Source organism: Devosia sp., assembly GCF_039927955.1.
GTDB lineage: Bacteria > Pseudomonadota > Alphaproteobacteria > Rhizobiales > Devosiaceae > Devosia.
Map to the genome: position 1 here is coordinate 20,606 of NZ_JBDSUA010000071.1, position 21,811 is coordinate 42,416.

Genomic DNA, 21,811 nt, shown 5'->3' on the forward strand with positions numbered 1-21,811 from the left:
TACAATGATTTTTTAAGCCTTAAGCGATCGAAGCCACATCCCGGACAAAGTCTGAGGCAAAGGCCAGTCCGTCCGGCGAAATGCCATGACCGACGCCACGCGCCACATAATGACGCACGTCATAGCCGGCGGCCCTGAGCCCTGCCGCGGCGGCATCGCCGAGATAGGCCGGCACCACCTGATCCTGATCGCCATGCACGATGCAGACCGGCGCCTTGGGCACATCGCCAAAATTGGCCGACGGTTCGAACGCGCCCGAAAACGCGACGACACCCAGCAGCGCCTCGGGCAGCGACAGCCCGACATGCAGCGCCATCATCGCGCCCTGACTGAATCCGATCAGAACAGTGTCCTTGGCCGATAGCCCGGTCTGCTCCCACAATTGATTAAGGAACCCGACCAGAACCGGCCTTGCCACCGGCAGGCCATGCTGCCGATTGGCAACCCGGTCGCTGTCGTAATTGAGCGCAAACCATTGAAACCCGGAGGGATAGCCCGGCACCGTCTGCGGCGCATCGGGCGCCACGAACAGCGCATCAGGCAGCAGCGGCTGGAAATGCGGCGCCAGCCCGATCAGATCAGCCCCATCGGAACCGAAACCATGCAGCAAAACCACGAGATGTTTGGGCTCGGCCCCTGAAAGGGGCGCCAGCATCGGGCCGGAAAGGGTGGACATTATTAAAAATCCTCAAAATATCGGTCATTCGTGCCAGTTGGCCACGGTTCGCGCAACTGGGAGAAATCCACAAGCACTGCTCCGCGAACGTCCCGATTGCATGCGATCAGACGATGCCGTCGCGTTCCTTGATCACCGCGAAATAACGCCAGAACAACAGCGCCGCCGACGAGCGATACGGCGCCCAGGTTTTGGCGATGTCCACCATCTGATTGATGCTGGGCCGTTCATTGAGGTGCAGGCCCCAATGCACCGCCTTGAGCAGCGCCAGATCGCCGGCCGGAAACACATCCGGATGCCCGGCGCAGAACATCAGATAGACCTCGGCGGTCCATGGCCCGATGCCCTTGTGCGCTGTCAGATATTTCACTGCTTGGTCCGCCTGCAGCGTTTCCACATGAGCAAAATCCAGCGCGCCGGCCGCCACCGCCTCCGCGATCGCTTTTACCGTCCGATATTTACCGGCTGAAAAACCGACGCCGCGCACTGCCGCTTCATCCAGATTGAGATAACTCACCGGATCGAGCGCGCCTTCGAGCGCCTCATAGCGCGCCCAGATGGCGCGGGCACTGGCCACCGACAATTGCTGGCCGCAGATCACTTTGGCGAGGCCGATAAAGCCCGGCTCATTGATGCGCGGCGTCACCGGGCCGGTGGCCGCGCGCACGGACACCAGCCGTGGATCAATGATCGCCAGTTGATCGAGATGGGCTTCGACCGCGGCAAGCGTGTCGAGCCGAATTGTCGGGCTTTGTCCGCTCATGCTAGGACCAACCAATGTCACCTCGCCCCATCCTGCGCTTTGCGCCCAGTCCCAATGGCCCGCTGCATCTCGGCCACGCCTTTTCGGCACTGTTCACCTGGCAGGCGGCCGCTGCGCTGGGCGGAACCGCGCTGCTGCGGATAGAGGACACCGACATTGAACGCTGTAAACCCGAATTCGACGCGGCGATAACGCACGATCTGGCCTGGCTTGGTTTGAGCTGGCCCGAACCGGTCTGGCGGCAGTCGGCGCGCTTTCCGGTCTACGCCGAAGCGGCAACGAAACTGCGCGCGCTGGGCCTGCTCTATCCGTGCTTTTGCTCACGCAGCGACATCGCCGCGCATGCCACCGGCACCGATCCAGATGGCGCGCCGCTCTACCCCGGCACCTGCCGCCATCTGTCCAAGATCGATATTTTCGAGCGACTGGCGCGCGGCGACGCGGTGCAATACCGGCTGGATATGGACAAGGCCATCACCATGGCGGGGCCACAGACTCTGACGGTTGCCGGCCCGCTGGTCACTGACCGGCCGCAGGTCCGCTATGCTAATCCGGCGCGCTGGGGCGATGTGGTGCTCCAGCGCAAGGGCACGCCAACCAGTTATCATCTCAGCGTCGTCATTGATGACGCGGCGCAGGGGGTAACCCACGTGACCCGTGGCCGCGACATGGAAGCGGCAACCGACATTCACGTGCTGCTGGCCTTCCTGCTCGGCCTGGTCCCGCCCATCTATACGTTCCACAAACTGCTGCTGGACGACGATGGCAAAAAGCTCAGCAAGTCGAAAGGCTCGCCAAGTCTGGCGAGCCTGCACGAAGCGGGATGGACGCCCGAGCGGGTCCGGGCGGAACTGGGGTTCGGTTAGGCCGCCAGCTTCTTTTCGACGAAGAACTTGCCCACCGATGCGGCGACAGCGGCGTTGAGCGGTGTGCCGAAATCGGGGCCAAGCATGGCTTCAAGCCGGCTGTCGCTGAGCTTCATCGGATTATTCCACAGGTAGCGCATTTTCAGCACTTCGCGGAGGATCGGCACGGCCAGCGACAGGAGCTGGAACATCAGCCAGTTCAGCGGAGTGACCGTGACCGGACGTGGGGCGGCGTTCTGGATCGCCGCCATCAGTGCGCCATGAGTGACATAGTGGCCTTCGAAGTGGAAGTTTTCAAACGCCGCCAACGTCTGGCGCTGTTCGGCCAGCTGGGCAAAGGCCGCGCCGAGATCGGGCAGATAGGCCCAGGTATGGGCAGTTTCGAGCCCACCCATATGATGGATTTTGCCCTTGCTCACATCCATCATCATCGCCTGATCGAACCAGTCGCCGGTGTTGTCCGGGCCAAAGAAATCGCCGGCGCGGATGATGATGGCCTGGAACTTGCCGGCCTTGGCGGCGCGTTCCAGCATCTGTTCCTGACGCACGCGAATGGCGCCACGCGGTGTTTCCGGATGCTGCGGCGTCGCCGGGGTCATCACCCGATCGGTCGCGGCGTAATTATACACATTGCCCGGATACATCATGGTCTTGCCCGAATCGCCCATCGCGGCAATCACAGTGGCCAATTGGGCTTCGGCGCGGCCCTTGTCCCACTTGTCATAGGGCAGGTTGAGCGCGTTCATCACCACATCGGCGCCAGCAATGGCAGCTTCGATATCGCTCCGCACGCCCGCATCGCCCTTGATGAAAGTGACGCCCGGCAGCGGCGCGCGGTTGGTGCGGGCCATGCCGCTGACGCTCCAGCCGGCATCGACAAATGCTCTGGCAGCGGCGCGACCGATATGGCCGTTGATCCCCAGAACCGTAACCTTGCCCTTGCTCATCTGATCTCTCCTTGAGGTGATGGACAGAGCATCCGCCATTCACTATTGTTTTGATATTCGCAAAATTCGAACATCGGGCATTCAATTATGAATAGCACGCCGGATTGGTCGCTGTGGCGCAGCTTCTCGGCAGTGGTGGCCGAAGGCTCGCTCTCGGGCGCAGCGCGGCTCCTGGCGCTCAGCCAGCCCACCATTGGCCGACATATTGAAACCCTGGAACAGACGCTTGGCGTCGCACTGTTCGAACGGAGCCTGGGCGGGCTCAAGCCCAATGCCACTGCACTACGGTTGTATGAGCCGGTAGAGGCCGCGCGGCTTTCGCTCGGCCGGGCCGCGATCATGGCGGCGGGCGCGCAGGAGCAATTGGCCGGCACGGTGCGGATCACGGCCAGCGCGGTGGTCTCGCACTATGTGCTGCCCACGCTGCTGGTGCCGATCCGCGAAAAATACCCGGCCATCTCTGTTGAACTGGTCCCTTCCGATTCGGCGGAGAACCTGTTGATGCGGGAGGCAGATATCGCCATCCGCATGTTCCGACCGACCCAGCTTGAACTGATCGCCAAGCGGCTGGGCGAACTGCCCATGGTGACCTGCGCCCACGAGAGCTATCTGGCCAAACGCGGCACCCCGGTGGAGATCGAGGAGCTATACGGGCACGATCTGGTCGGGCTCGACCGCTCCGATCTGATTACCGCCTATGCGACCAAGCTGGGATTTGCGCTGACCCGCGAGCATTTTGCGTTCCGCACCGATAGCCAGACCAACCTGTTCGAGCTGATCCGGGCCGGACTTGGCATCGGCTTTGGCCAGCACCAGCTGGTCAGGCGCACGCCGGGCATGGTCGCCATCCTGCCACAACTGCCGGTTCCGGCGCTTGAAGTCTGGCTCACCACACACCGGGAATTGTTCACCAGCGTGCGGATTCGTGCCATTTATGACGCATTGGCCGCCGGACTTGTGGCCTATATTGAAGGCCACGACGTATAGGGGAAACAACCCCGGAGGTTCTCATGCAGATTCTACTCAACATTGCCATCGCACTGGCGCTGATCTTTACCGTCGGCGCGCTTGGCTTGGGCCTGTGGAACATGCTCAAGGGCGGCTCGGGCAATACCAGCCAGAAGCTGATGCGGATGCGCGTCATCGGCCAGGCCGTGGCGCTGATCCTGTTGATGGGTGCGCTATTCCTGTTCGGCGGACCGCACAGCTAGGCACGCCGCCAAAAACTGGCTACCGCTACCCTATAGTTCAGGAATCGGCCGCGCCGATACGTTCGGAAGGACCGATGCCATGGTCAAACTCAACCGCATCTACACCAAGACCGGAGATGACGGCACCACCGGGCTGGTGCGCGGTCCCCGCCGGCACAAATTCGACCTGCGCGTCGAGGCCTATGGCACCATCGACGAGGCCAATGCCTTTGTCGGCAATGCGCGGCTGACCACAAGTTCAATGCCCAAGATCGATAGCCTTTTGGCCCGCATCCAGAACGACCTGTTCGATGTCGGCTCGGATCTGGCCACACCGGGCGAGGACGATCCCGCCGATCACCCCTCGCTGCGGGTCACCCCGGTGCAGACCGCCTGGATCGAACGCCAGATCGACCATTTCAACGCCGATCTCGCCCCGCTCACCAGTTTCGTGCTTCCCGGTGGCACGCCGACCGCGGCAGCGCTGCATCTGGCCCGCACCGTCACCCGCCGGGCCGAGCGTATCGTGGTCGAACTGGCCGAGAGCGAGCCGGACACCAATCCCGAAGCCATCCGCTATCTCAACCGCCTCTCCGACCTGCTGTTCGTGCTAGGGCGGGTGGTCAATGCCAATGGCGAAAAGGACGTGCTCTGGGTGCCGGGCAACTACACCGACACCAAAAAACGCGGCTGACCAATGGTCTTGCCGCTCCATGATGACAACCCGATCCGCTACGTCCGCTTTGCCTATGTGGCCTATGGCCTGATGGCGCTTAATGCGGTGATCTATCTGTTCGAGGCGAGCCTCTCGCCCGCCGCGTTCGATCAGCTCACCATCGATTACAGCATTATCCCCATCGTGGTGACCAATGCCTACCCCAATCCCCTGCCCTGGCTGCCGGACTGGGCTCCCCTGTTCACCTACGGCTTTCTGCATGCCGACTGGCTGCATCTGCTGACCAACATGCTGTTCCTGTGGATTTTCGGCGACAATGTCGAAGACGCCATGGGCCATTGGCGGTTCCTCGGGTTTTACCTCGCCTGTACGGCGCTGGGGGGACTGGCGCATCTGGCGTCAAACCTCAGCGACAACACCACGCTGGTCGGTGCCTCCGGCGCGGTCGCGGGCGTGATGGGCGCCTATATCCTGCTGTATCCGCACGCCAGGGTGCTGGTGCTGGCACGCATCGTCATTCCGATCCCACTGCCGATTCCGGCCTTCTGGATGCTGGGCTTCTGGATTGCCTCGCAGCTGTTCTATGTGATGATTGGTTCGGACGAGCCGGTCTCATGGTGGGCTCATCTAGGTGGCTTTGCCACCGGACTGGCGCTGGCTCCACTGCTCAAGCGCCGCGACGTTCCGCTGTTTGGCGGTCATTAAGCACAATCGCATTTGCTTTAAATTGTCGGCACCCTTCCAACCCTTCTTTACGGCGGAGGCCCTATTCTGGCCGTTCTAGAACCGGGAAAGGAGACGACGATGGATAGCGATTTGAGCATGCAACTGGTCGCCGCCCGCAGTGCGCCCACCCAGGCCGCCATGCAGAATGCGATGCTCAAGAAGAGCAACGAGATGGATCAGATGGTGGTCGATATGATCGCCCAGTCCACCCAGGCCCCGCCGCCACCCGGCCAGGGCACCCGCGTCGACAAGCTGGCGTGACCGCCATGACCAACGCGATCGGCATCAGCCCCGCAGTGATGGTCAACCGCCTCGTCGATCAGCAGGGCGCCTCGCTCAACACCCAATTGGCCAAAGTCGCCGAAATGCGGACGACGCTGCAGACAGCAGCGTTTGAAGAGGCGGCGCGCGAAGCCATGTTCAGCCCCACCGGCGAGGTCGAACCGATCGCCATCGACAGCGGCGCGATCGTGGACAGGCTGGTTTAGCCCTTCATCTCCACCAGCGTCTTGATCACCGCCTCGCCATCGGGCGTGTTCCACTCGGCCGGGCCCTGCAGCACCGCCAACTCGCACCCATTGGCATCGAGCACCAGCGAGGTCGGCAGGCCCACTGAAACCGCCTCGGTCTTGAGCCGTTCGAACGCGGCAAAACTGTTATCAGCATAAAGCGGCAGATTGGCGAACTTGCCGTCGGCGAGAAATTTGCGCGCCTTATCCAGGCCGCCGTCGCCGATATCGAGATTGATCGGCAGGACCATGAACTTGTCGGAATTGTATTTGGCGGCCAGCGCATCGAGCGCCGGCATTTCCTGCCGGCAGGGAATGCACCAGCTCGCCCAGAAGTTGACCAGCAGCGCCCGGCCCTTGAAATCGGCGATGCTCATCGGCTTGCCGGCGGCGTCCTTGAACACAAGGCTGGCATAGCCGCGCCCTTCGCCGGTGCCGTTGAGCGCTGCCAATTCACCCTTGGCGGCCCCTTCGATAATGGCTGCCTGAGCCGGTTGCACCGCGCATTCAGTGGCCGTCGCCGCGCCATTGCTAAGGTAAAGCCAGGCCGATATAGCTACGCCAATAGCGGCCAGCCCAAGGGTCATGTACAGCCGTGGAAGCGGTGACTTCCCGGTTTGCGGCGGGCTTTGTTCGGACATTCAAGCTCCAGGAAACAGTGATGAGCAACAAGATGTGGGGTGGCCGCTTTTCGAGTGGCCCCGACGCCATCATGGAAGAAATCAACGCCTCGATCGGGTTCGACCAGCGCCTTTACAAGCAAGACATCGCGGGATCAATCGCCCACGCCACCATGCTGGCGCAAACCGGCATTCTGACGCAGGCCGACCGTGACGCCATCATAGCGGGCCTTAACGAGGTTTTGGCCGAGATCGAAGCGGGCACGTTCACATTCTCGCGTTCGCTCGAAGACATCCACATGAATGTGGAATCCCGCCTGCGCGACAAGATCGGTGACGCTGCAGGGCGTCTGCACACCGCCCGTTCGCGCAACGATCAGGTGGCCACCGATTTCAAGCTCTATGTCCGCGACACCATCGATATCCTGATCACCCAGATCGAAACGCTGCAACTGGGCCTCGTCACCCGCGCCGAAGACGAAGCCGACACCATCATGCCCGGTTTCACCCATTTGCAATCGGCCCAGCCGGTGAGCCTTGGTCATCATCTGCTGGCCTATGTGGAAATGCTCGGTCGCGATGCCGGCCGCTTTGCCGATGCGCGCAAACGCCTCAACGAAAGCCCGCTGGGCTCGGCAGCTTTGGCCGGCACGTCATACCCCATCGACCGGCACATGACCGCAGAGGCTTTGGGATTTGATCGCCCGACCGCCAATTCGCTCGATGCTGTGTCAGACCGCGATTTCATCCTCGAAACCCTGGCGGCCGCGGCGATCTGCGCCGTGCATCTGAGCCGCTTTGCCGAGGAACTGGTGATCTGGTCGTCGGCGCAGTTCGGCTTCGTGCGGCTGTCCGACAAGTTCTCCACCGGCTCCTCGATCATGCCGCAAAAGCGCAATCCCGATGCCGCCGAACTGGTCCGCGCCAAGATCGGCCGCATCCTCGGCGCACTGACCTCGCTGATCGTGGTGATGAAGGGTTTGCCGCTGGCCTATTCCAAGGACATGCAGGAAGACAAGGAAATCGCCTTCGACGCGCTGGATTCACTCAGCCTGTCGCTGGCAGCAATGACCGGAATGGTCGGCGACCTGACCTTTAACCGCGCTAGAATGCACGCTTCGGCCAGCGCCGGTTTTTCCACCGCCACCGATATTGCCGACTGGCTGGTGCGCGAGATCAACATGCCGTTCCGCGACGCCCACCATGTCACCGGGCAGGTGGTGGCCCTGGCCGAACAGAAGGGCTGTGGACTGGAAGGGCTCACCATTGAGGATTTCAAGTTCGTCGATCCACGCATCGATAGCCGGATCCATAAGGTGCTGACGGTGGAAAGCTCGGTCGCCTCGCGCCAGAGCTATGGCGGCACCGCGCCGGCCAATGTGGTGGTGCAGGCCGCCCGCTGGAAAACCCTGCTCACCGGCCAGCCTCACGACCCGCGCGTGCTCGCCGCTAAAAAGCATGGCGGCCATGGCGACGGCGGGGTTGAATAGCAGGGGCGAATTATTGCACGGTATGACCTTCCCCCCTTGCGGGGGAAGGTGCCCGAAGGGCGGATGAGGGGCCAGCGAAGGTGGAGATGACACCCTGGCTGTACCAACCCCTCACCCGTCTCGGCTGCGCCGATCCACCCTCTCCCGCAAGGGGCGAGGGAAGACTGGAGCAACTGAATAATGCATGCCAACCGCCAGATGCGCCTGACCGAACACCATGTGGCGTTTCTGCAGCCTGGTGAGGTTGATGAAAACCTGCCGGCGCCACCGGCCGATATGGTGCAGGCCACCCGCGAGGATCATCTGGCCACCATCGAAGCACTGATGGCTGGGCAGCCCAACGATGAGGTCTGGATCTTTGCCTATGGCTCGCTGATCTGGAAGCCGGCCTGCGACTTCGTCGAGATGCGCACCGGCCTCGTCCATGGCTGGCACCGCTCGTTCTGCTTGGGCTGGAACACCCGCTTTCGCGGCAGCGAGGAAACCCCGGGGCTGATGCTGGCGCTGGATCGCGGCGGCGCCTGCAATGGCGTGCTGTATCGGCTGCCGGCACGGCACCTGGAAGACAATCTGGTCAAGCTGTTCGAGCGCGAAATGGGCTGGCGGCCAACCGCCTTTCCACCGCGCTGGGTCAAGGTGAGCAGTGGCGAGCGGACCATCAAGGCGCTGACCTTCTGTATCGATCGCAATTCCGGCCGCTATGTTGCCGGATTGAGCAATGCCCATATCGCCGACGTGCTGGCCACTGCTGTGGGCACCCGCGGCTCGATGGCCGAATACCTGTTTGCCACCGTGCAGCATCTGGAAAAAATCGGCATCCACGATCCGCATCTCTGGCAATTGCAGGACCTGGTGGCCGAGCGCATCGAGGCGCGGTTCGGCGTGGTGGAACGATCCTGACCAAACCTGTCAGCAGGGTCAGGTTATCCTTTCTACCCAGGAGGGAAGATGACCGGGCCAACCATCGCCACGCACCAACTCAACCGCGCCCTGCTGGCCCGACAATTGCTGCTGGAGCGCAGCGATCTGGGCATTGTCGACGCCATTGACCGTCTCGGCGGCCTGCAGGCTCAAACCAGCAACGCGCCCTATCACGGCCTGTGGTCTCGCCTTGCGGGGTTTTCCCATGACGCAATGACGGCGCTGATTGTGGACAAATCGCTGGTTCGCGCCGCCACACTGCGGGCGACGCTGCATCTGCACACGGCAGCCGACCTGCTTTCCTTCCGGCCATTGCTGCAATCGGTAATGGAGCGCGGCTGGGCCGCTGCCTATACCAAACGGTTTGCCGATGCCGACAAGGCGGCGGTCATGGCCAAGGGCATTGCCCATCTCGACCGCCAGCAATTGACCAATAGCGATCTGGCCCAACTACTTGCACCGGCCTTCCCAGGCAGCGATCCCCATTCGATGGCGCAATATCTCCACTGCACCCAAACCCTGGTGCAGGTGCCACCCACCCGGCTGTGGAACGTCGGGCGCGCGCCGCTGCTGCAACGCATCGAGACCTATCTGCCGGGGCAAACAGCACCCGCGTTTGGGCGGCGGGATCTGGTGCTGCGCTACCTGCGAGCGTTTGGGCCGGCGAGCGTTCAGGATATGCAGCAATGGTGTGGGCTGACATTGCTGACCCCGGATTTCGAGGCCCTGCGCGACCAACTCGTCACCTTTACCGACGATACCGGCCGCGAACTGTTCGACCTGCCCAATGCGCCACGGCCCGATGCCGACACCCCGGCGCCGATCCGCTTCATTCCCGAATACGACAATATTTTCCTGGGCTTTGCCAACCGGACCCGCATCGTCGCCGACGACATCAGGCCGATCATGTTCGCCATCAACCGCTATAATCCGCCGATCCTGATCGACGGCATGATCGAAGGGGCTTGGTGGCTCAAATTGGTCAAGGGCGTCGCCCATCTGCGCATCGCCACCTACGTGCCCATTGGCAAACGGACGGCCGAACAGATCGAGGCCGAAGGCCTGGCCTTTGCCCACTTCTGTCAGGCCGACGCCAAGGCCGTCAGCGTGGATTTCGACAAGGACTTACTGGTCTAGCCCACGGCGACCAAGCGACACCACTTCGACTGGCTTGCCGGCGAGCGCATCGTCGACCTTGGCCAGCAGATCGGCCAGCGTGAACGGCTTGACGATGACGTCATAAATCAGCGTCTCCAGCCCATGGGCCCGCTCGCGCTGATCGGCAAAACCGGTCATCAGCACGATGATCATGCTGGGAAAGCTGGCGGCAGCGGTCAGCGCCAGCGCGATGCCGTCCATGATCGGCATCTTGATATCGGAGAGCAGCAGATCGAAGGCGCCATTTTCATCGGCGAGGATTTCGGCAGCCAAGGCCCCATCTTCGGCGGCCACGACGGTATGGCCCTTCATGGTCAGCGCACTGACCACGAATGCCCGCACCGAGTCATCGTCTTCGGCAACGAGAATTCTGGCCATTATTTATGCTCCGCAGGGATCGAATGTGTATCAGGTTCTGCCGTATTCGCCGCCAGTTGGGGCGCCGGGGGCGTCGCGGCGGGAGGGACCTCGCTGGGCGCGGCATCTACCGGCATGGCATCGGCCGATGCCGCCGTCTGGCTGGCATTGCCACCGGCAAAGGTCAGCTTCACCCGCACGATATCGCCCGGCGGCAAGGTCAACTGGGTCTTGAGGCTGGAATGCTGGCCCGCCTTCAGGTCGCGCGCTTCCGGGCGGACGCTCCATTCATAAATGCCTTTGCCGTCCGGTCCGATCAGTGTCACCACCACCTGTGGCACCACCACGGGTTCCGGCATCATGCCCACAATGGTGGCCGAAACCATCAGCACTTCCTTGCCATCGACCAGCGTGCGCAGGGTCGCCACATCGGCAAATTCCAGCCCCAGCACATTGACGTTGAGCCCAATGGCAGCATAGACCCCAGCCATTGCGGGAAACATTTCCACCATCTTGGTGCGCCCGAAATAGCTGCCCACAACGATTGCCAGTAGCACGACAACGCCTAGAACGCGGGCTGCGCGGCGCAGTCGCGCCATCGGCAATTGCGCAAACAGCGAGCTTTGCCGTTGGGTAAAGGCCCGCTGCCGCTTGCGCTGCACCGCAGGATCGACGGTGGAGGCCGGCTCGGACGGCGCTGCATCGCGCTTCGCCTTGGATGGCTTGGTACCGGCTTGCGCTGCAGCATGCTCGGCTTCCGAGAACGCTTCGTCGAGTCTGTCTTCGTGGACGTCATCCTGCAACCGGTCGTTCTGCAACTCCTCGGCGGAGGTGGGCGGGCCCTGCTGCCAGGCCTGATTGCAGGTGGCGCATTGCACCTTGCGACCGGCCGCCCCGATCGCCTCATAGGTGACCTGGTAGCGCGTCTGGCAATGTGGACAGGTGATGATCATGAGCCAGCGCAATGCCAGAAGCGGAGATGCTTCGACCTGACCCTAACGGGGCCGGGTTAAAACTCCTCAAATCTTGCCGATGAACTATGCCGACCCACCATAAATGCACCGCAATCCACACCCAAAGCGCCCATCCAGCCGCATCGGCAGCCGCGCAATGTTAAGGTAACCGCCATTGACTGATTCGGTCTGGCGCCGGAATGCGGCTGTCAGAGGACCGAAAACGGATCATCAGGGAGCCTGACAGCGTGATCGAATTTTCCGATGTCGGCCTGCGCTACGGCAATGGCCCGGAAATCCTGAAGGATCTGACCTTTTCGGTCGAGCCCGGCTCGTTCCATTTTCTCACCGGCCCATCCGGCGCAGGCAAGACCTCGCTGCTGCGCCTGCTGCTGCTGTCGCTCAAGCCCTCGCGCGGTCGCGTCACCATGTTTGGCGAAGATGTCACCAATCTGACCCAGGACCGCCTGCTGCAGATGCGCCGCCATATCGGCATCGTGTTTCAGGAATTTCGCCTGCTCGATCATCTGACCACTTTTGAAAACGTGGCACTGCCGCTGCGCGTGCTCGGCCAGGCCGAAAGTGAATACCGCCCCAATGTCACCGAACTGCTCGAATGGGTGGGGCTTGGTGAGCGCATGCATGCCCTGCCGTCGCTGCTGTCGGGCGGCGAAAAACAGCGCGCCGCGATTGCCCGCGCCGTCATCGGACGCCCCAAAGTGCTGCTGGCGGACGAGCCGACCGGCAATGTCGATCCCGATCTGTCGAGCCGCCTCGTGCACCTGTTTGCCGAACTCAATCGCACGCTGGGCATGACCATCATCCTTGCGACCCATGAACTGCCGCTGCTCGACCAGTTTTCCTATCCGCGCATGCTGCTCTCCAAGGGCGAGCTGGTGATCCATGATTGAGGTGATCAAGACAATGCTGCCCCGCCGCAGCCGCGCCGCCGCCATCGTGCCGGAACGCTCGGTGGCTGGCCGCACGCTGATGCTACTGATCGCCATCATGACCTTTCTGTCGGCGGTAACGCTGGGCGGAGTGGTGCTGGTGCAAAAATCCGCCATCGCCTGGTCGGCCGATGTGGGGCGCGAAGTCACCATCCAGATCCGTCCGGTCGAGGGCGAAGTGATGGAATCCAACCTGCGCACCGCCGTAGCCCTGGCCGAAGGCACGCCGGGCGTCGCTTCCGCCCGCGCGCTGACGCTGGAAGAAAGCCAGAAGCTGCTGGAGCCGTGGCTCGGCGCCGGCCTTGACCTGACGGCGATCGAAATTCCGCGCCTGGTGGTGGTCCATCTCGGCGATCCGGTGGATGCCGATATCGACAAGCTCAGCCGCGACCTCACGGCAGTCAAAGGCGCCAGCCTCGATACCCATGCCGCCTGGCGGCAGGAGCTCAACACCATGGCGGGTGCCGTAGTGCTGTCAGGCTTGCTGGTGCTGACGCTGATTATTGTCGCCACAGTGCTCGCCATCATCTTCGCGACGCGCGGCGCCATGGCGTCCAACCGCGAAATTGTCGATGTTCTGCACTATATCGGCGCCTCCAACAAATTCGTCGCCGGCGAATTCCAGGGCCGTTTCCTGTCCATCGGCATGCAGGGCGGTTTGCTGGGGGGCATCGCCGCCATCCTGTTCTTTGGCCTTGTCGGCACCGCCGCCGGCAATGTGCTGTCCAGCGAAGCGGGCGCCCAGGTCGGCGTGCTGTTCGGGCGCTTTGCGCTGGGAACCGATGGCATTATCGGCATCGTCGCGGTCATTCCGGTGATTGCCGCTTTGACCGCCATCACCTCGCGCCTGACCGTGCGGCGCTATCTGTCGCAGACCTCCTAGGGTCGACTGACGACACTTTGCGTAGCCAAACCAAGCCGGCCCGGCTAAGACGGAACCCGGCGGCAAAATGGCCGCAGGAGAGACTTTGTTGATGGTACTGCAGGCAATCCGGTCGGCGATCTTTTATGTGCTTTTCATCGGCCAGACAGTGATCGTTGCTGTCCTTATCGGCACCGCCGCGCTGGTCACCCGTCGCCGGACCAATTTCAGCTGGGCCACCGCCAAATACTGGTGCGCCTCCAATCTGGCGCTGCTGCGCGGCCTGGGTGGCATCAAGACAGTGGTCAGCGGGCTGGAAAACATCCCACCCGGCGGCTGCATCATCGCCGCCAAGCATCAGAGCGACTGGGACGTGTTCGCGATTTTTCCCCATACCGGACGCCCCGCCTATATCGTCAAGAAGGAACTGATGCGCATTCCCTTCTTTGGCTGGGCCGCGCAATCGCTCGACTGCATCGAAGTCGACCGCAAACGGGGCGCCGAAGCCATTCCCCTGATGATGGCGCAGGCCCACGCCGCTATCGATCGCGGCTGCCGTATCGTCATTTTCCCCGAAGGCACCCGAAAGGCGCCGCTCGCCCCCGCCGATTATCGGCAGGGTGTGGTGCGGCTCTATATGGAACTCAATGTGCCGGTGGTGCCGGTGGCCCTCAATTCCGGCCTGTTCTGGGGCCGCAACAGTTTGATGCTCTGGCCGGGCACGGCCGAGGCCAAGTTTCTGCCACCCATTGAGCCGGGCCTGTCGGCCAATGAATTCCAGAAAAGACTCAAAAATGCCATCGAGCCGGAGTCGAATGCCCTGATTCTGGCGGCGGTCGATCGCGGCCTGTCGCGCCCGGTCGATGCTCGTTTGCAGGCTGGAATCGACGCAGCGCGCGCCGCGCGGCCCTGAGCCTAAAACCACTATATATTGACACCCACACCGCGCCAGCCCATACATCTAGAAACACGTTACAAACGTGTTTGACATTAACTAAAATTTGTTCTATTTTTGTTCTTCTTCTGCGGGAACAGGGGAATAGAGGAAAATGGCGCCAATCACTGCAGGCATCGGCTTTGGATCGGGGTTTTCTCGGGGGACGACTTGGCTTGGCCGCTCGGGCCGCGCCTATGGGCTGATTGCCGAAAGCCTGGAAAAATTCTCGCTGCTGGAACGCGAGCTGCACGTGATTGCCAAGGGCAGCCTGGTGCTTTGGGTTGGCTCGGCCACCGAGCTGATCGTTGACCCGATGAGCCGCACCCGGTTTCGCCTCGCCATGGCTTGCGCCGACCGGGCCTTTCGGCTGGCCCATACCGGCGACGACACTGAACGCCTTGCCACCATTTGGGATCTTGAAGGCGCCGAACCGGAAATGAGCCAGTCGGCTGCAGCCTAAGCCAGCAGCCGACTGGCCAATGCCGACAGCGCCCGGTCCCTGATCCCCAACTGCGCCAGATGCTGTGCGGTATTGACCACATAATCGATATTGGGTCCGGCAATGCCCACCCCGGCGCGCACCATTTCAGCCTGCTGCTCCAGCGATAGTTCACCGGCATATTGCTCGTGCCGCTCATCCACCAGATAAGTCAGTGCCACCGCGCTGCCACCCTCGGCCAAACGCACCGGCCGAAAGGCTTCCTTATAAACCATAGTCACCTGCTCGCGTTGGCGCAGATAATCATGCACACCGATCCAGTCGGCGTCTGCCACCTCGAACGCCATGCCATGGCAGGAGCCGCCGCGCGCCAGCCCGAACACCAGGCCGGGTTGCTCCACGGTGCCGCGATAATGGTGCGATAACACGCTGAGGCTACGATGCGCGCCCATCAGCAGCGCCCTTTGCCTGCGGATAAAGGCAAAGCCCGGATTCCAGATCAGTGATCCGTAACCGAACACCCAATGGGTCATGGCGCTGTCGGGAGCTTGCACAGTCATTGTCATCAGAACCTAGCCGTGAGGCTGCCACCGGGCAACCGCCTGCGCCTGCCTAGCTGCGTTGCAAAGGCTTCACCACCCGATTTTGTCCACATTGCTCCTCTACCGCCAACCACACTGTTGCGGACGCTTCGGGAAAGCTAAGACTTTGTCATGAAACGAATCATTTATCTCGGCATCGCCGTTCTCGTCGTCGTCCTGCTGTGGACCGGAGCCTGGTTCTTCATCGCCAACGAGGTGCGCAAGAACGTCGTGCTGCTGGCTGATGCGGATGGCGTCGCTACGCCAAAGCTCAGCTGTGGCACGCTCGATGTCGGCGGCTACCCATTCCATTTCAATCTCGATTGTGAAAACGCCGAGATCACCAATGCCGACCAGGTGATCAAAATCGCGGGCGTCCGTGCCAGCGTTCAGGTCTATCAGCCCACCTTCATGCTCGCCTCGGCCAAGAGCCCGGTGACCATCGAAGACAGTTTTACCGGCTCGAAGAGCGCCGTGAACTGGTCCGGCCTGCAGGCCAGTATCCGCCTCGACGGCTGGCGCATCGCCCGCATTTCGGTGATCGGCGACGACATAGTCTGGAACGATACCCTCGCAGGCGAAAACCTGATCGCCAAAAGCCCAAAGGTCGAATTCCACCTGATCGACATTCCCGAACAGCACGATGCCAAAACCGGTCGCGCGGCGCTGGCGCTTTACACCAAGGCCGCCGATGCGGTAATCCCCGGCTTTGCCATCACCGACGGCACCGCCGAGATCGGCACCGACATTATTGGCCTGCCCGATGACGTCCGCCGTTTTGGCGAACCTGACATCCTGCGGCAAATCCAGCAGGCTGGCGGCAAGCTCAGCAACCTCACTGTCGATGCCAGCGATACCGATGCCAGTACGCTCAATGCAGCGGGCGAGTTGTCGCTCGATCCACGGGGCCTGCTTGAAGGCAAGCTCGACGTCACCTCCAAGGGTGTCGCCGACCGGGTCAGTCCGCTGATCGACGCGCCCTTCCGCGCCATCGTGCTCGGCAATCCCGATGCCGACGGGGTGTCTCACCAGAAGCTGAGCGCCAAGGCCGGCGCCATCTATTCGGGCATCATCCCGGTCGGCGCCGTGCTGCCGGCGTTCTAGGCCTAAGCGTCGTCGCCACCGCCGTGTTCGCGCACCGGGATGAACACCGGCGGCACCGGCTCGGCCTGGTGTGGTCGGCCGAAATCGGCCGCCGCCGTTTCTTGGCCCGCATTGATAATCGAGCGGCGGATCGCCCGCGTGCGGGTAAACATCGTTTCCAGCGCCGGACCATCGCCGGTGCGGACGGCGCGCTGCAGCACCGACAGATCCTCGGAAAACCGCCCCAGCATTTCCAGCACCGCTTCGCGGTTGGTCAGGAACACATCGCGCCACATCACCGGATCGGATGCGGCAATGCGGGTGAAATCACGGAAACCCGAGGCCGAGAATTTGATGACTTCCGACTGCGTCGCCGCTTCCAGATCAGCCACCGTGCCGACAATATTGTAGGCGACCAGATGCGGGATATGGCTGGTGATCGCCAGCACCATATCGTGGTGCTGAGCGTCCATGATTTCGACCAGCGAGCCCATCGAGCGCCAAAACGAAGCCAGCTTTTCGGTCTTGGCCGGATCGACCTCCGCCCCCGGCGTCAGCACGCACCAGCGCCCGACGAACAGTTCGGCAAACCCGGCCGACGGCCCGGAATGCTCGGTGCCGGCAATCGGATGGCCCGGGATCAGGCTGACACCCTTAGGCACCAGCGGCGCCAAAGTCTTGACCACGTGGCCCTTGACCGAACCAACGTCGGACAGGATCGCCCCCGGCTCCAGTCCGGGCGCGACGGCCTGCATCACGCTTTCATAAGCGCCAACCGGCACGCACAGGATCACCAGATCGGCGCCGCGCACCGCCTCGATGGCGTCGAGCATATAAACATCGCCCAGCCCCAGTTCGCGCGCTTCGTCGAGCGTTTGTTGCTTGCGGGTGGAAATGGCGATGATGTTGGCCAACCCCTGCCGCCGCGCCGCCAGCGCAATGGAAGACCCGATCAGACCGATGCCGATCAGCGCAAGTTTTTTGAACGGAGCACTCATTGCACGAACACCATGGATTTAAGGATTTCGACAACGCCGCGCATCGCGGCCTCGGGGCCGATGGAAATACGCAGGCCGTTGGCAATGCCATAGGACGCGCCGATTTCGCGCACGATCAATCCCCTGGCCAACAACGCTTCGAATGCCGCCGCGGCCTGTGCAGCATCGGGGAACAGCACCATCACGAAATTGGCCTCGCTCTGTACCACGCGCAGATGGTTGGAGCTCAGCTCCGCCGTGATCCAGTCGCGCCATTGCGCATTGTAGTCACGCAGGCGCCGGGTGAAATCAACATCGCGCGTCGCCTCTGTCGCCGCCAGCTGGCCCGGCAGGTTGACATTGAACGGACCGCGAATGCGGTTGACCGCATCAACGACATGGGCCGGCCCATACATCCAGCCGATCCGCGCTGCCGCCAGCCCCATCTTGGAAAAGGTGCGCACCATGACCACGTTTTCGGCCTGCTCGACCAGATCGGCGCCAACCGAATAATCGGCCGCCGTCACATATTCCGCATAGGCGCTATCGATCACCAGCAGCACGTCCGGGCGCAGGCCCGCATGCAGGCGCGCCACCTCGGCCTCGCTCAGATAGGTGCCCGTGGGATTGTTCGGATTGGCCAGAAAAACCATCCGCGTCCGCTCGGTCACCGCCGCCAGCAGCGCCTCGACGCTGGCGGTGTAATCGGCTTCCGGCGCCATGATGATGGAACCGCCCGCACCCTCGGTGACGATCGGATAGACCGAAAAGCCATATTGGCTCATCACTGCATCGTCGCCGTCGCCGATATAGCACTGCGCCAGCAGATGCAGCAGATCATCCGAGCCATTGCCGCACACGATCCGTTCGGCGTCCAGTCCATGCACTTCGGCCAAAGCCGTCCGCAACACCGCCGAAGTCCCCTCGGGATAGATCTCCAGATGCTCCGCCACGCTTTTATAGGCCGCAATCGCCCGCGGCGAAGCGCCCAGCGGGCTTTCATTGGACGACAGCTTGATCGCCGTCACGCCCGGCGCCGCCTTGGAGCGGCCGGGAACATAAGGCGCGATCTTGAGAATGCCGGGCTGCGGCGTCGGGCGGTTGGTCATCACTGATCTTGGGTCGGGAAAGCCGCGCGGACCATAATCAAAGGGCGTCGCGATGGCAAAGGAAAGTGGCAAAAGGACATCCCCAAGTTCAATGTCACCTCGGCGGAGGCCGGGGCCCATCCTGACATCTCGAGCTGGATCCCGGCCTGCGCCGGGATGACACCGTGATTGTGACCAACTCCAAACCTACCCCGACCGCGCCGTCTGCGCGCTCAGACTCGGCACGCGCACATAGCGCTCCTCGCGTTTGCGGCGCGGCACGGCGGGAAACGCTTCCTTGCGGGCACGTACGCAAATGACGCCCGACATTGCTGGCCCGAACAGCCGCCCGGCCCGCTCGAAGAACCGGGTGGATTTCAGCACCAATGACGATTGAAATGGCGGCAGGAACAGCCCGTCGCGCCAGGCTTCGGGCACGAAGGAATGATCGCGCAGCAGCTTTTCCAGCTGGCCGGCGGAATAGGGATTGCCCTGCCCGAACGGGGTATTGTCGCGCTGCGCCCAGATGCCGCGCCGTCGCGGTACCACGATGATCAGCTGCCCATTGGGCGCCGTCACCCGCCACAGTTCGCGCATCAACTCCTCGGCATCGGCAATATGCTCGAAGGCATGCACGGCAATGGTCAGATCGATCGCCGCATCGGTCAGCGGCATTTCCAGCGGATCGCACAACACTGTATGGGACGGACCCTCGCGCGGCCAGGCCGAGGCCCCCTGCCGCTCCGGCATGAAGGCGATGACCCGTTCGGCCTTGCTCAGCGTAAACCGCAGGTAGGGCGTGGCAAAACCCAGGCCGAGTACGCGCGAACCACTGACATCTTCGGCCAACCCGACGATCTGCTCGCGCACCAGCGCCCGCGAAATCCGCCCGAGCGGGGATTTGTAATATTCAATCAGGCGCGTCACATCGCTGGTCATGGCCTAACTCTGCAATAGCGCGACAAACTTGTCTAATCGCTGGTTGTCATCTCGGGGTCGCGCACCTAGCTTTCAACCTCTTGATTGAAGGATATGCGCCATGAGCCTGATCGTCGAAATCTTCGAAGCCCGCAGCGACAATTATGGCTATCTGCTGCACGACGAGGCCACCGGACGCACCGCAGCGCTCGACGCACCAGAAGCTAACGCGATCAAGGTGGCCCTGCTGCAGCGCGGCTGGAGCCTGACCGATATCTTCATCACCCACCACCATATCGACCATGTCGAAGCCATCCCCGAACTGGTGGCCGAGTTTGGCGCCGCCGTCACCGGCCCACGCGCCGAAGCCGACAAGATCAGTGGCCTGACCCGGCTGGTCGATCCGGGCGAAACCGTTGCCCTGGGCGAAACCGTATTCGAAATCCTGGCCACACCGGGGCACACGCTGGGTCAGATCGCCTATTACGACCGCTCCGGCGGCCACCTGTTTTCCGCCGATGCGCTGTTCTCGCTCGGCGTCGGCCGCATGTTCGAAGGCACCCCTGGCCCGATGTGGGAGGGCGTCAAGGCACTGCGCGACCTGCCCGACGAAACCCTGCTTTATCCGGGCCACGAATACACTGCCTCCAACGCCCGCTTTGCGCTGTCGATCGACCCGGACAATGCGGCGCTCAAGGCCCGCGCCGCCGAAGTCACCGAACTGCGCGCCGCCGGGCGGTTCACCGTCCCGGCTCTGATGGGCACCGAAAAACTGGCCAACCCGTTCCTGCGCGCCGATGCGCCCGAACTGGCCGCCTATTATGGACTGGTCGGCGTAACCCCGGCCGACGTCTTCGCCGCCATCCGCAAGGGCAAGGACGAGTTCAAGGGCTGAAGTCAACTGGCGGTCGCCAAATATCGCGGTCGACACCCTCCCCCTTGCGGGGAGGGATCAAGAGTGGGGTGGGTGAACCCGGTGCGGTCAACTTGATCGTGGCTCCAGTCCCCTCCCTGTCCCTCTCCGCGAGGGGGAGGGTGACATCGTGCTGAGGAACCCTCCGTGCAAACACGTTCACCCCGGCATCGTCAACTCCGGCCACCCCTCCGCACTCCACTGGATCGGACTGATCCCCAGCGTCGGCATGCCCAGGTTCGAGCGGTCGTAATAATGAAACACCAGTTTCGGGCCGTCCGGCGTCATGAACGGCTCCTCCCCGCCCGGTCCGCGCACATGGCCCTTTGAGGCGGCCAGTTCGGTGCCGCCGCCGGCCATCATGTCCTTGCCGTCCTTATCCAGATACGGCCCGGTGACCTGATCGGCGCGGCCCACCATCATGCGGTAGGTGCTGCCATCGCCGAGGCAACAGCGGTCGAACGAGACGAACAGATAGAACTTGCCGTCGTGTTCGAGAATACTGGAGGCTTCGATGGCGCCGCCACTACGCGACGCCAGCGGAAGCGGCGCTGCATCATCGCTGCGCTTGCCGCTCGTGGGGTCGAGGGCTACCAGCCTGATGCCGTCCCAGTACGAGCCCCAGACCAGCCATGCCTCGCCGCCGGCATCGATCCGGAACGGGTCGATGGCGTTGTAATTGTCGCCCTTGTGGGTGCGCAGCACCATGCCTTGATCCTGCCAGCCCAGATTGGGCTTGGTCACGTCAAATGCCGCATTGGTCATCAGCCCGATAACGCTGTCATTGGTGCCAAAGGTGGACACCGAATAATACAGGTAGGTCACGCCGCCTTTGGTGAACACCGAGGGAGCCCAGATATTGGGCCGCTTGCCGATTTCTCTCTCGACCCAGGCCGGCATGCCGCCCGGAATGGCCCCGGTCTCTTTCCAGTTGATGCCATCTGGCGAGAACTTGGTGCGGATCTGGCCGCCGTCCTTGGCCAGTTCCATGCCGGTGGCAAAGGTAGAAAATCCCGCCGACGTCTGGATCAGCGAGGGATCATGGATGAACAGATTGCCGGTCAGCTTGGGCAGATCGTCCGCCATTGCTGGAGCAACCAGTATCATGGCGACCAGCGCCAACAGCATCCGCATGAGCATTCCTCCCGCGTACCGCTATGGCGCGGTATAATCACGCTAACGTAACATTGCGCTGTTAGGTTCAACGGCCT

The 21,811-nt window shown here is 62.4% G+C and carries 27 protein-coding genes; 16 read left to right on the forward strand and 11 right to left on the reverse strand.

Features of this window, described 5'->3' with window-relative positions:
* Positions 1–19 precede the first annotated feature (19 nt).
* Positions 20–676 carry an alpha/beta fold hydrolase gene (locus ABIT12_RS16820; RefSeq protein WP_348041945.1) on the reverse strand — a complete coding sequence of 219 codons (657 nt, stop codon included), beginning with the start codon at positions 674–676 and terminating at the stop codon, positions 20–22.
* A gap of 106 nt (positions 677–782) precedes the next feature.
* On the reverse strand, positions 783–1,439 hold the full coding sequence (locus tag ABIT12_RS16825; RefSeq protein WP_348041946.1) for a DNA-3-methyladenine glycosylase 2 family protein: 657 nt from the start codon (positions 1,437–1,439) through the stop codon (positions 783–785).
* 14 nt (positions 1,440–1,453) lie between these two features.
* Here ABIT12_RS16825 and gluQRS point away from each other — a divergent pair, with 14 nt between their 5' ends.
* The gene (gene gluQRS / locus ABIT12_RS16830) at positions 1,454–2,305 is read left to right on the forward strand and encodes a tRNA glutamyl-Q(34) synthetase GluQRS (protein WP_348041947.1); all 852 of its coding nucleotides are present in this window, start codon (positions 1,454–1,456) and stop codon (positions 2,303–2,305) included.
* Here the strand turns inward: gluQRS and ABIT12_RS16835 are convergent.
* On the reverse strand, positions 2,302–3,252 hold the full coding sequence (locus ABIT12_RS16835; protein ID WP_348041948.1) for an NAD-dependent epimerase/dehydratase family protein: 951 nt from the start codon (positions 3,250–3,252) through the stop codon (positions 2,302–2,304). The genes gluQRS and ABIT12_RS16835 overlap by 4 nt on opposite strands.
* Positions 3,253–3,339: 87 nt before the next feature.
* Between ABIT12_RS16835 and ABIT12_RS16840 the strand changes: the two genes are divergently transcribed.
* From ABIT12_RS16840 to ABIT12_RS16865, 6 genes are all read left to right on the forward strand, one after another.
* A complete protein-coding gene (locus ABIT12_RS16840; protein WP_348041949.1) occupies positions 3,340–4,239 on the forward strand; it encodes a LysR family transcriptional regulator in 900 nt (299 codons plus the stop codon).
* A 23-nt stretch (positions 4,240–4,262) separates the two neighbouring features.
* Positions 4,263–4,463 (forward strand): twin transmembrane helix small protein, encoded by a 201-nt coding sequence (locus tag ABIT12_RS16845; RefSeq protein WP_348041950.1) that lies wholly within the window; start codon positions 4,263–4,265, stop codon positions 4,461–4,463.
* Positions 4,464–4,542: 79 nt separating this feature from the next.
* Positions 4,543–5,136 carry a cob(I)yrinic acid a,c-diamide adenosyltransferase gene (locus ABIT12_RS16850; protein WP_348041951.1) on the forward strand — a complete coding sequence of 198 codons (594 nt, stop codon included), beginning with the start codon at positions 4,543–4,545 and terminating at the stop codon, positions 5,134–5,136.
* 3 nt (positions 5,137–5,139) lie between these two features.
* Complete coding sequence (locus ABIT12_RS16855; RefSeq protein WP_348041952.1) at positions 5,140–5,823, forward strand: rhomboid family intramembrane serine protease; 684 nt, start codon at positions 5,140–5,142, stop codon at positions 5,821–5,823.
* A gap of 99 nt (positions 5,824–5,922) precedes the next feature.
* Positions 5,923–6,105 (forward strand): hypothetical protein, encoded by a 183-nt coding sequence (locus ABIT12_RS16860; protein ID WP_348041953.1) that lies wholly within the window; start codon positions 5,923–5,925, stop codon positions 6,103–6,105.
* A 5-nt stretch (positions 6,106–6,110) separates the two neighbouring features.
* Entirely contained in the window at positions 6,111–6,332 is a 222-nt protein-coding gene (locus ABIT12_RS16865; RefSeq protein ID WP_348041954.1) for a hypothetical protein, read from the forward strand.
* Here ABIT12_RS16865 and ABIT12_RS16870 read toward each other — a convergent pair.
* Positions 6,329–6,994, reverse strand: coding sequence for a TlpA disulfide reductase family protein (locus tag ABIT12_RS16870; protein ID WP_348041955.1), 666 nt, complete (start codon positions 6,992–6,994; stop codon positions 6,329–6,331). The two genes, ABIT12_RS16865 and ABIT12_RS16870, sit on opposite strands and share 4 nt — an antisense overlap.
* A gap of 20 nt (positions 6,995–7,014) precedes the next feature.
* Here ABIT12_RS16870 and argH point away from each other — a divergent pair, with 20 nt between their 5' ends.
* The 3 genes from argH to ABIT12_RS16885 all read left to right on the forward strand — a co-directional run bounded on the left by argH (position 7,015) and on the right by ABIT12_RS16885 (position 10,521).
* Complete coding sequence (gene argH, locus ABIT12_RS16875) at positions 7,015–8,463, forward strand: argininosuccinate lyase (protein WP_348041956.1); 1,449 nt, start codon at positions 7,015–7,017, stop codon at positions 8,461–8,463.
* 180 nt (positions 8,464–8,643) lie between these two features.
* Positions 8,644–9,363: a gamma-glutamylcyclotransferase gene (locus ABIT12_RS16880; RefSeq protein ID WP_348041957.1), complete on the forward strand. Its 720-nt coding sequence runs from the start codon at positions 8,644–8,646 to the stop codon at positions 9,361–9,363.
* 48 nt (positions 9,364–9,411) lie between these two features.
* Positions 9,412–10,521, forward strand: coding sequence for a winged helix DNA-binding domain-containing protein (locus ABIT12_RS16885; protein ID WP_348041958.1), 1,110 nt, complete (start codon positions 9,412–9,414; stop codon positions 10,519–10,521).
* On the opposite strand, the gene ABIT12_RS16890 is transcribed toward ABIT12_RS16885, so the two are convergent.
* Together ABIT12_RS16890 and ABIT12_RS16895 are read right to left on the reverse strand one after the other, a co-directional pair.
* Positions 10,510–10,920 carry a response regulator gene (locus ABIT12_RS16890; protein WP_348041959.1) on the reverse strand — a complete coding sequence of 137 codons (411 nt, stop codon included), beginning with the start codon at positions 10,918–10,920 and terminating at the stop codon, positions 10,510–10,512. The two genes, ABIT12_RS16885 and ABIT12_RS16890, sit on opposite strands and share 12 nt — an antisense overlap.
* Positions 10,920–11,852, reverse strand: a complete 933-nt coding sequence (locus ABIT12_RS16895) for an MJ0042-type zinc finger domain-containing protein (protein ID WP_348041960.1) — start codon at positions 11,850–11,852, stop codon at positions 10,920–10,922. Before ABIT12_RS16895 ends, ABIT12_RS16890 begins: the two co-directional genes overlap by 1 nt.
* Positions 11,853–12,100: 248 nt before the next feature.
* Between ABIT12_RS16895 and ftsE the strand changes: the two genes are divergently transcribed.
* From ftsE to ABIT12_RS16915, 4 genes are all read left to right on the forward strand, one after another.
* Positions 12,101–12,763, forward strand: coding sequence for a cell division ATP-binding protein FtsE (gene ftsE / locus ABIT12_RS16900; RefSeq protein WP_348041961.1), 663 nt, complete (start codon positions 12,101–12,103; stop codon positions 12,761–12,763).
* On the forward strand, positions 12,756–13,685 hold the full coding sequence (locus ABIT12_RS16905) for an ABC transporter permease (RefSeq protein WP_348041962.1): 930 nt from the start codon (positions 12,756–12,758) through the stop codon (positions 13,683–13,685). The genes ftsE and ABIT12_RS16905 overlap by 8 nt, the downstream gene beginning before the upstream one ends.
* 91 nt (positions 13,686–13,776) lie before the next feature.
* Complete coding sequence (locus ABIT12_RS16910) at positions 13,777–14,577, forward strand: lysophospholipid acyltransferase family protein (RefSeq protein ID WP_348041963.1); 801 nt, start codon at positions 13,777–13,779, stop codon at positions 14,575–14,577.
* Between the two features lie 136 nt (positions 14,578–14,713).
* Positions 14,714–15,061, forward strand: a complete 348-nt coding sequence (locus tag ABIT12_RS16915) for a hypothetical protein (RefSeq protein WP_348041964.1) — start codon at positions 14,714–14,716, stop codon at positions 15,059–15,061.
* On the opposite strand, the gene ABIT12_RS16920 is transcribed toward ABIT12_RS16915, so the two are convergent.
* Complete coding sequence (locus ABIT12_RS16920) at positions 15,058–15,600, reverse strand: gamma-glutamylcyclotransferase (protein WP_348041965.1); 543 nt, start codon at positions 15,598–15,600, stop codon at positions 15,058–15,060. The two genes, ABIT12_RS16915 and ABIT12_RS16920, sit on opposite strands and share 4 nt — an antisense overlap.
* 153 nt (positions 15,601–15,753) lie before the next feature.
* Here ABIT12_RS16920 and ABIT12_RS16925 point away from each other — a divergent pair, with 153 nt between their 5' ends.
* Positions 15,754–16,725, forward strand: coding sequence for a DUF2125 domain-containing protein (locus ABIT12_RS16925; RefSeq protein ID WP_348041966.1), 972 nt, complete (start codon positions 15,754–15,756; stop codon positions 16,723–16,725).
* 2 nt (positions 16,726–16,727) lie between these two features.
* Here the strand turns inward: ABIT12_RS16925 and ABIT12_RS16930 are convergent, their stop codons facing one another.
* The 3 genes from ABIT12_RS16930 to ABIT12_RS16940 all read right to left on the reverse strand — a co-directional run bounded on the left by ABIT12_RS16930 (position 16,728) and on the right by ABIT12_RS16940 (position 19,708).
* On the reverse strand, positions 16,728–17,702 hold the full coding sequence (locus ABIT12_RS16930) for a prephenate/arogenate dehydrogenase family protein (protein WP_348041967.1): 975 nt from the start codon (positions 17,700–17,702) through the stop codon (positions 16,728–16,730).
* Positions 17,699–18,862 carry a histidinol-phosphate transaminase gene (gene hisC, locus ABIT12_RS16935; protein ID WP_348063381.1) on the reverse strand — a complete coding sequence of 388 codons (1,164 nt, stop codon included), beginning with the start codon at positions 18,860–18,862 and terminating at the stop codon, positions 17,699–17,701. The genes ABIT12_RS16930 and hisC overlap by 4 nt, the downstream gene beginning before the upstream one ends.
* Positions 18,863–18,976: 114 nt before the next feature.
* Complete coding sequence (locus ABIT12_RS16940) at positions 18,977–19,708, reverse strand: methyltransferase domain-containing protein (protein WP_348041969.1); 732 nt, start codon at positions 19,706–19,708, stop codon at positions 18,977–18,979.
* 100 nt (positions 19,709–19,808) lie between these two features.
* Between ABIT12_RS16940 and gloB the strand changes: the two genes are divergently transcribed.
* On the forward strand, positions 19,809–20,582 hold the full coding sequence (gloB, locus tag ABIT12_RS16945) for a hydroxyacylglutathione hydrolase (RefSeq protein ID WP_348041970.1): 774 nt from the start codon (positions 19,809–19,811) through the stop codon (positions 20,580–20,582).
* A 177-nt stretch (positions 20,583–20,759) separates the two neighbouring features.
* Here the strand turns inward: gloB and ABIT12_RS16950 are convergent, their stop codons facing one another.
* A complete protein-coding gene (locus tag ABIT12_RS16950; RefSeq protein WP_348041971.1) occupies positions 20,760–21,734 on the reverse strand; it encodes an arabinan endo-1,5-alpha-L-arabinosidase in 975 nt (324 codons plus the stop codon).
* Positions 21,735–21,811 lie beyond the last annotated feature (77 nt).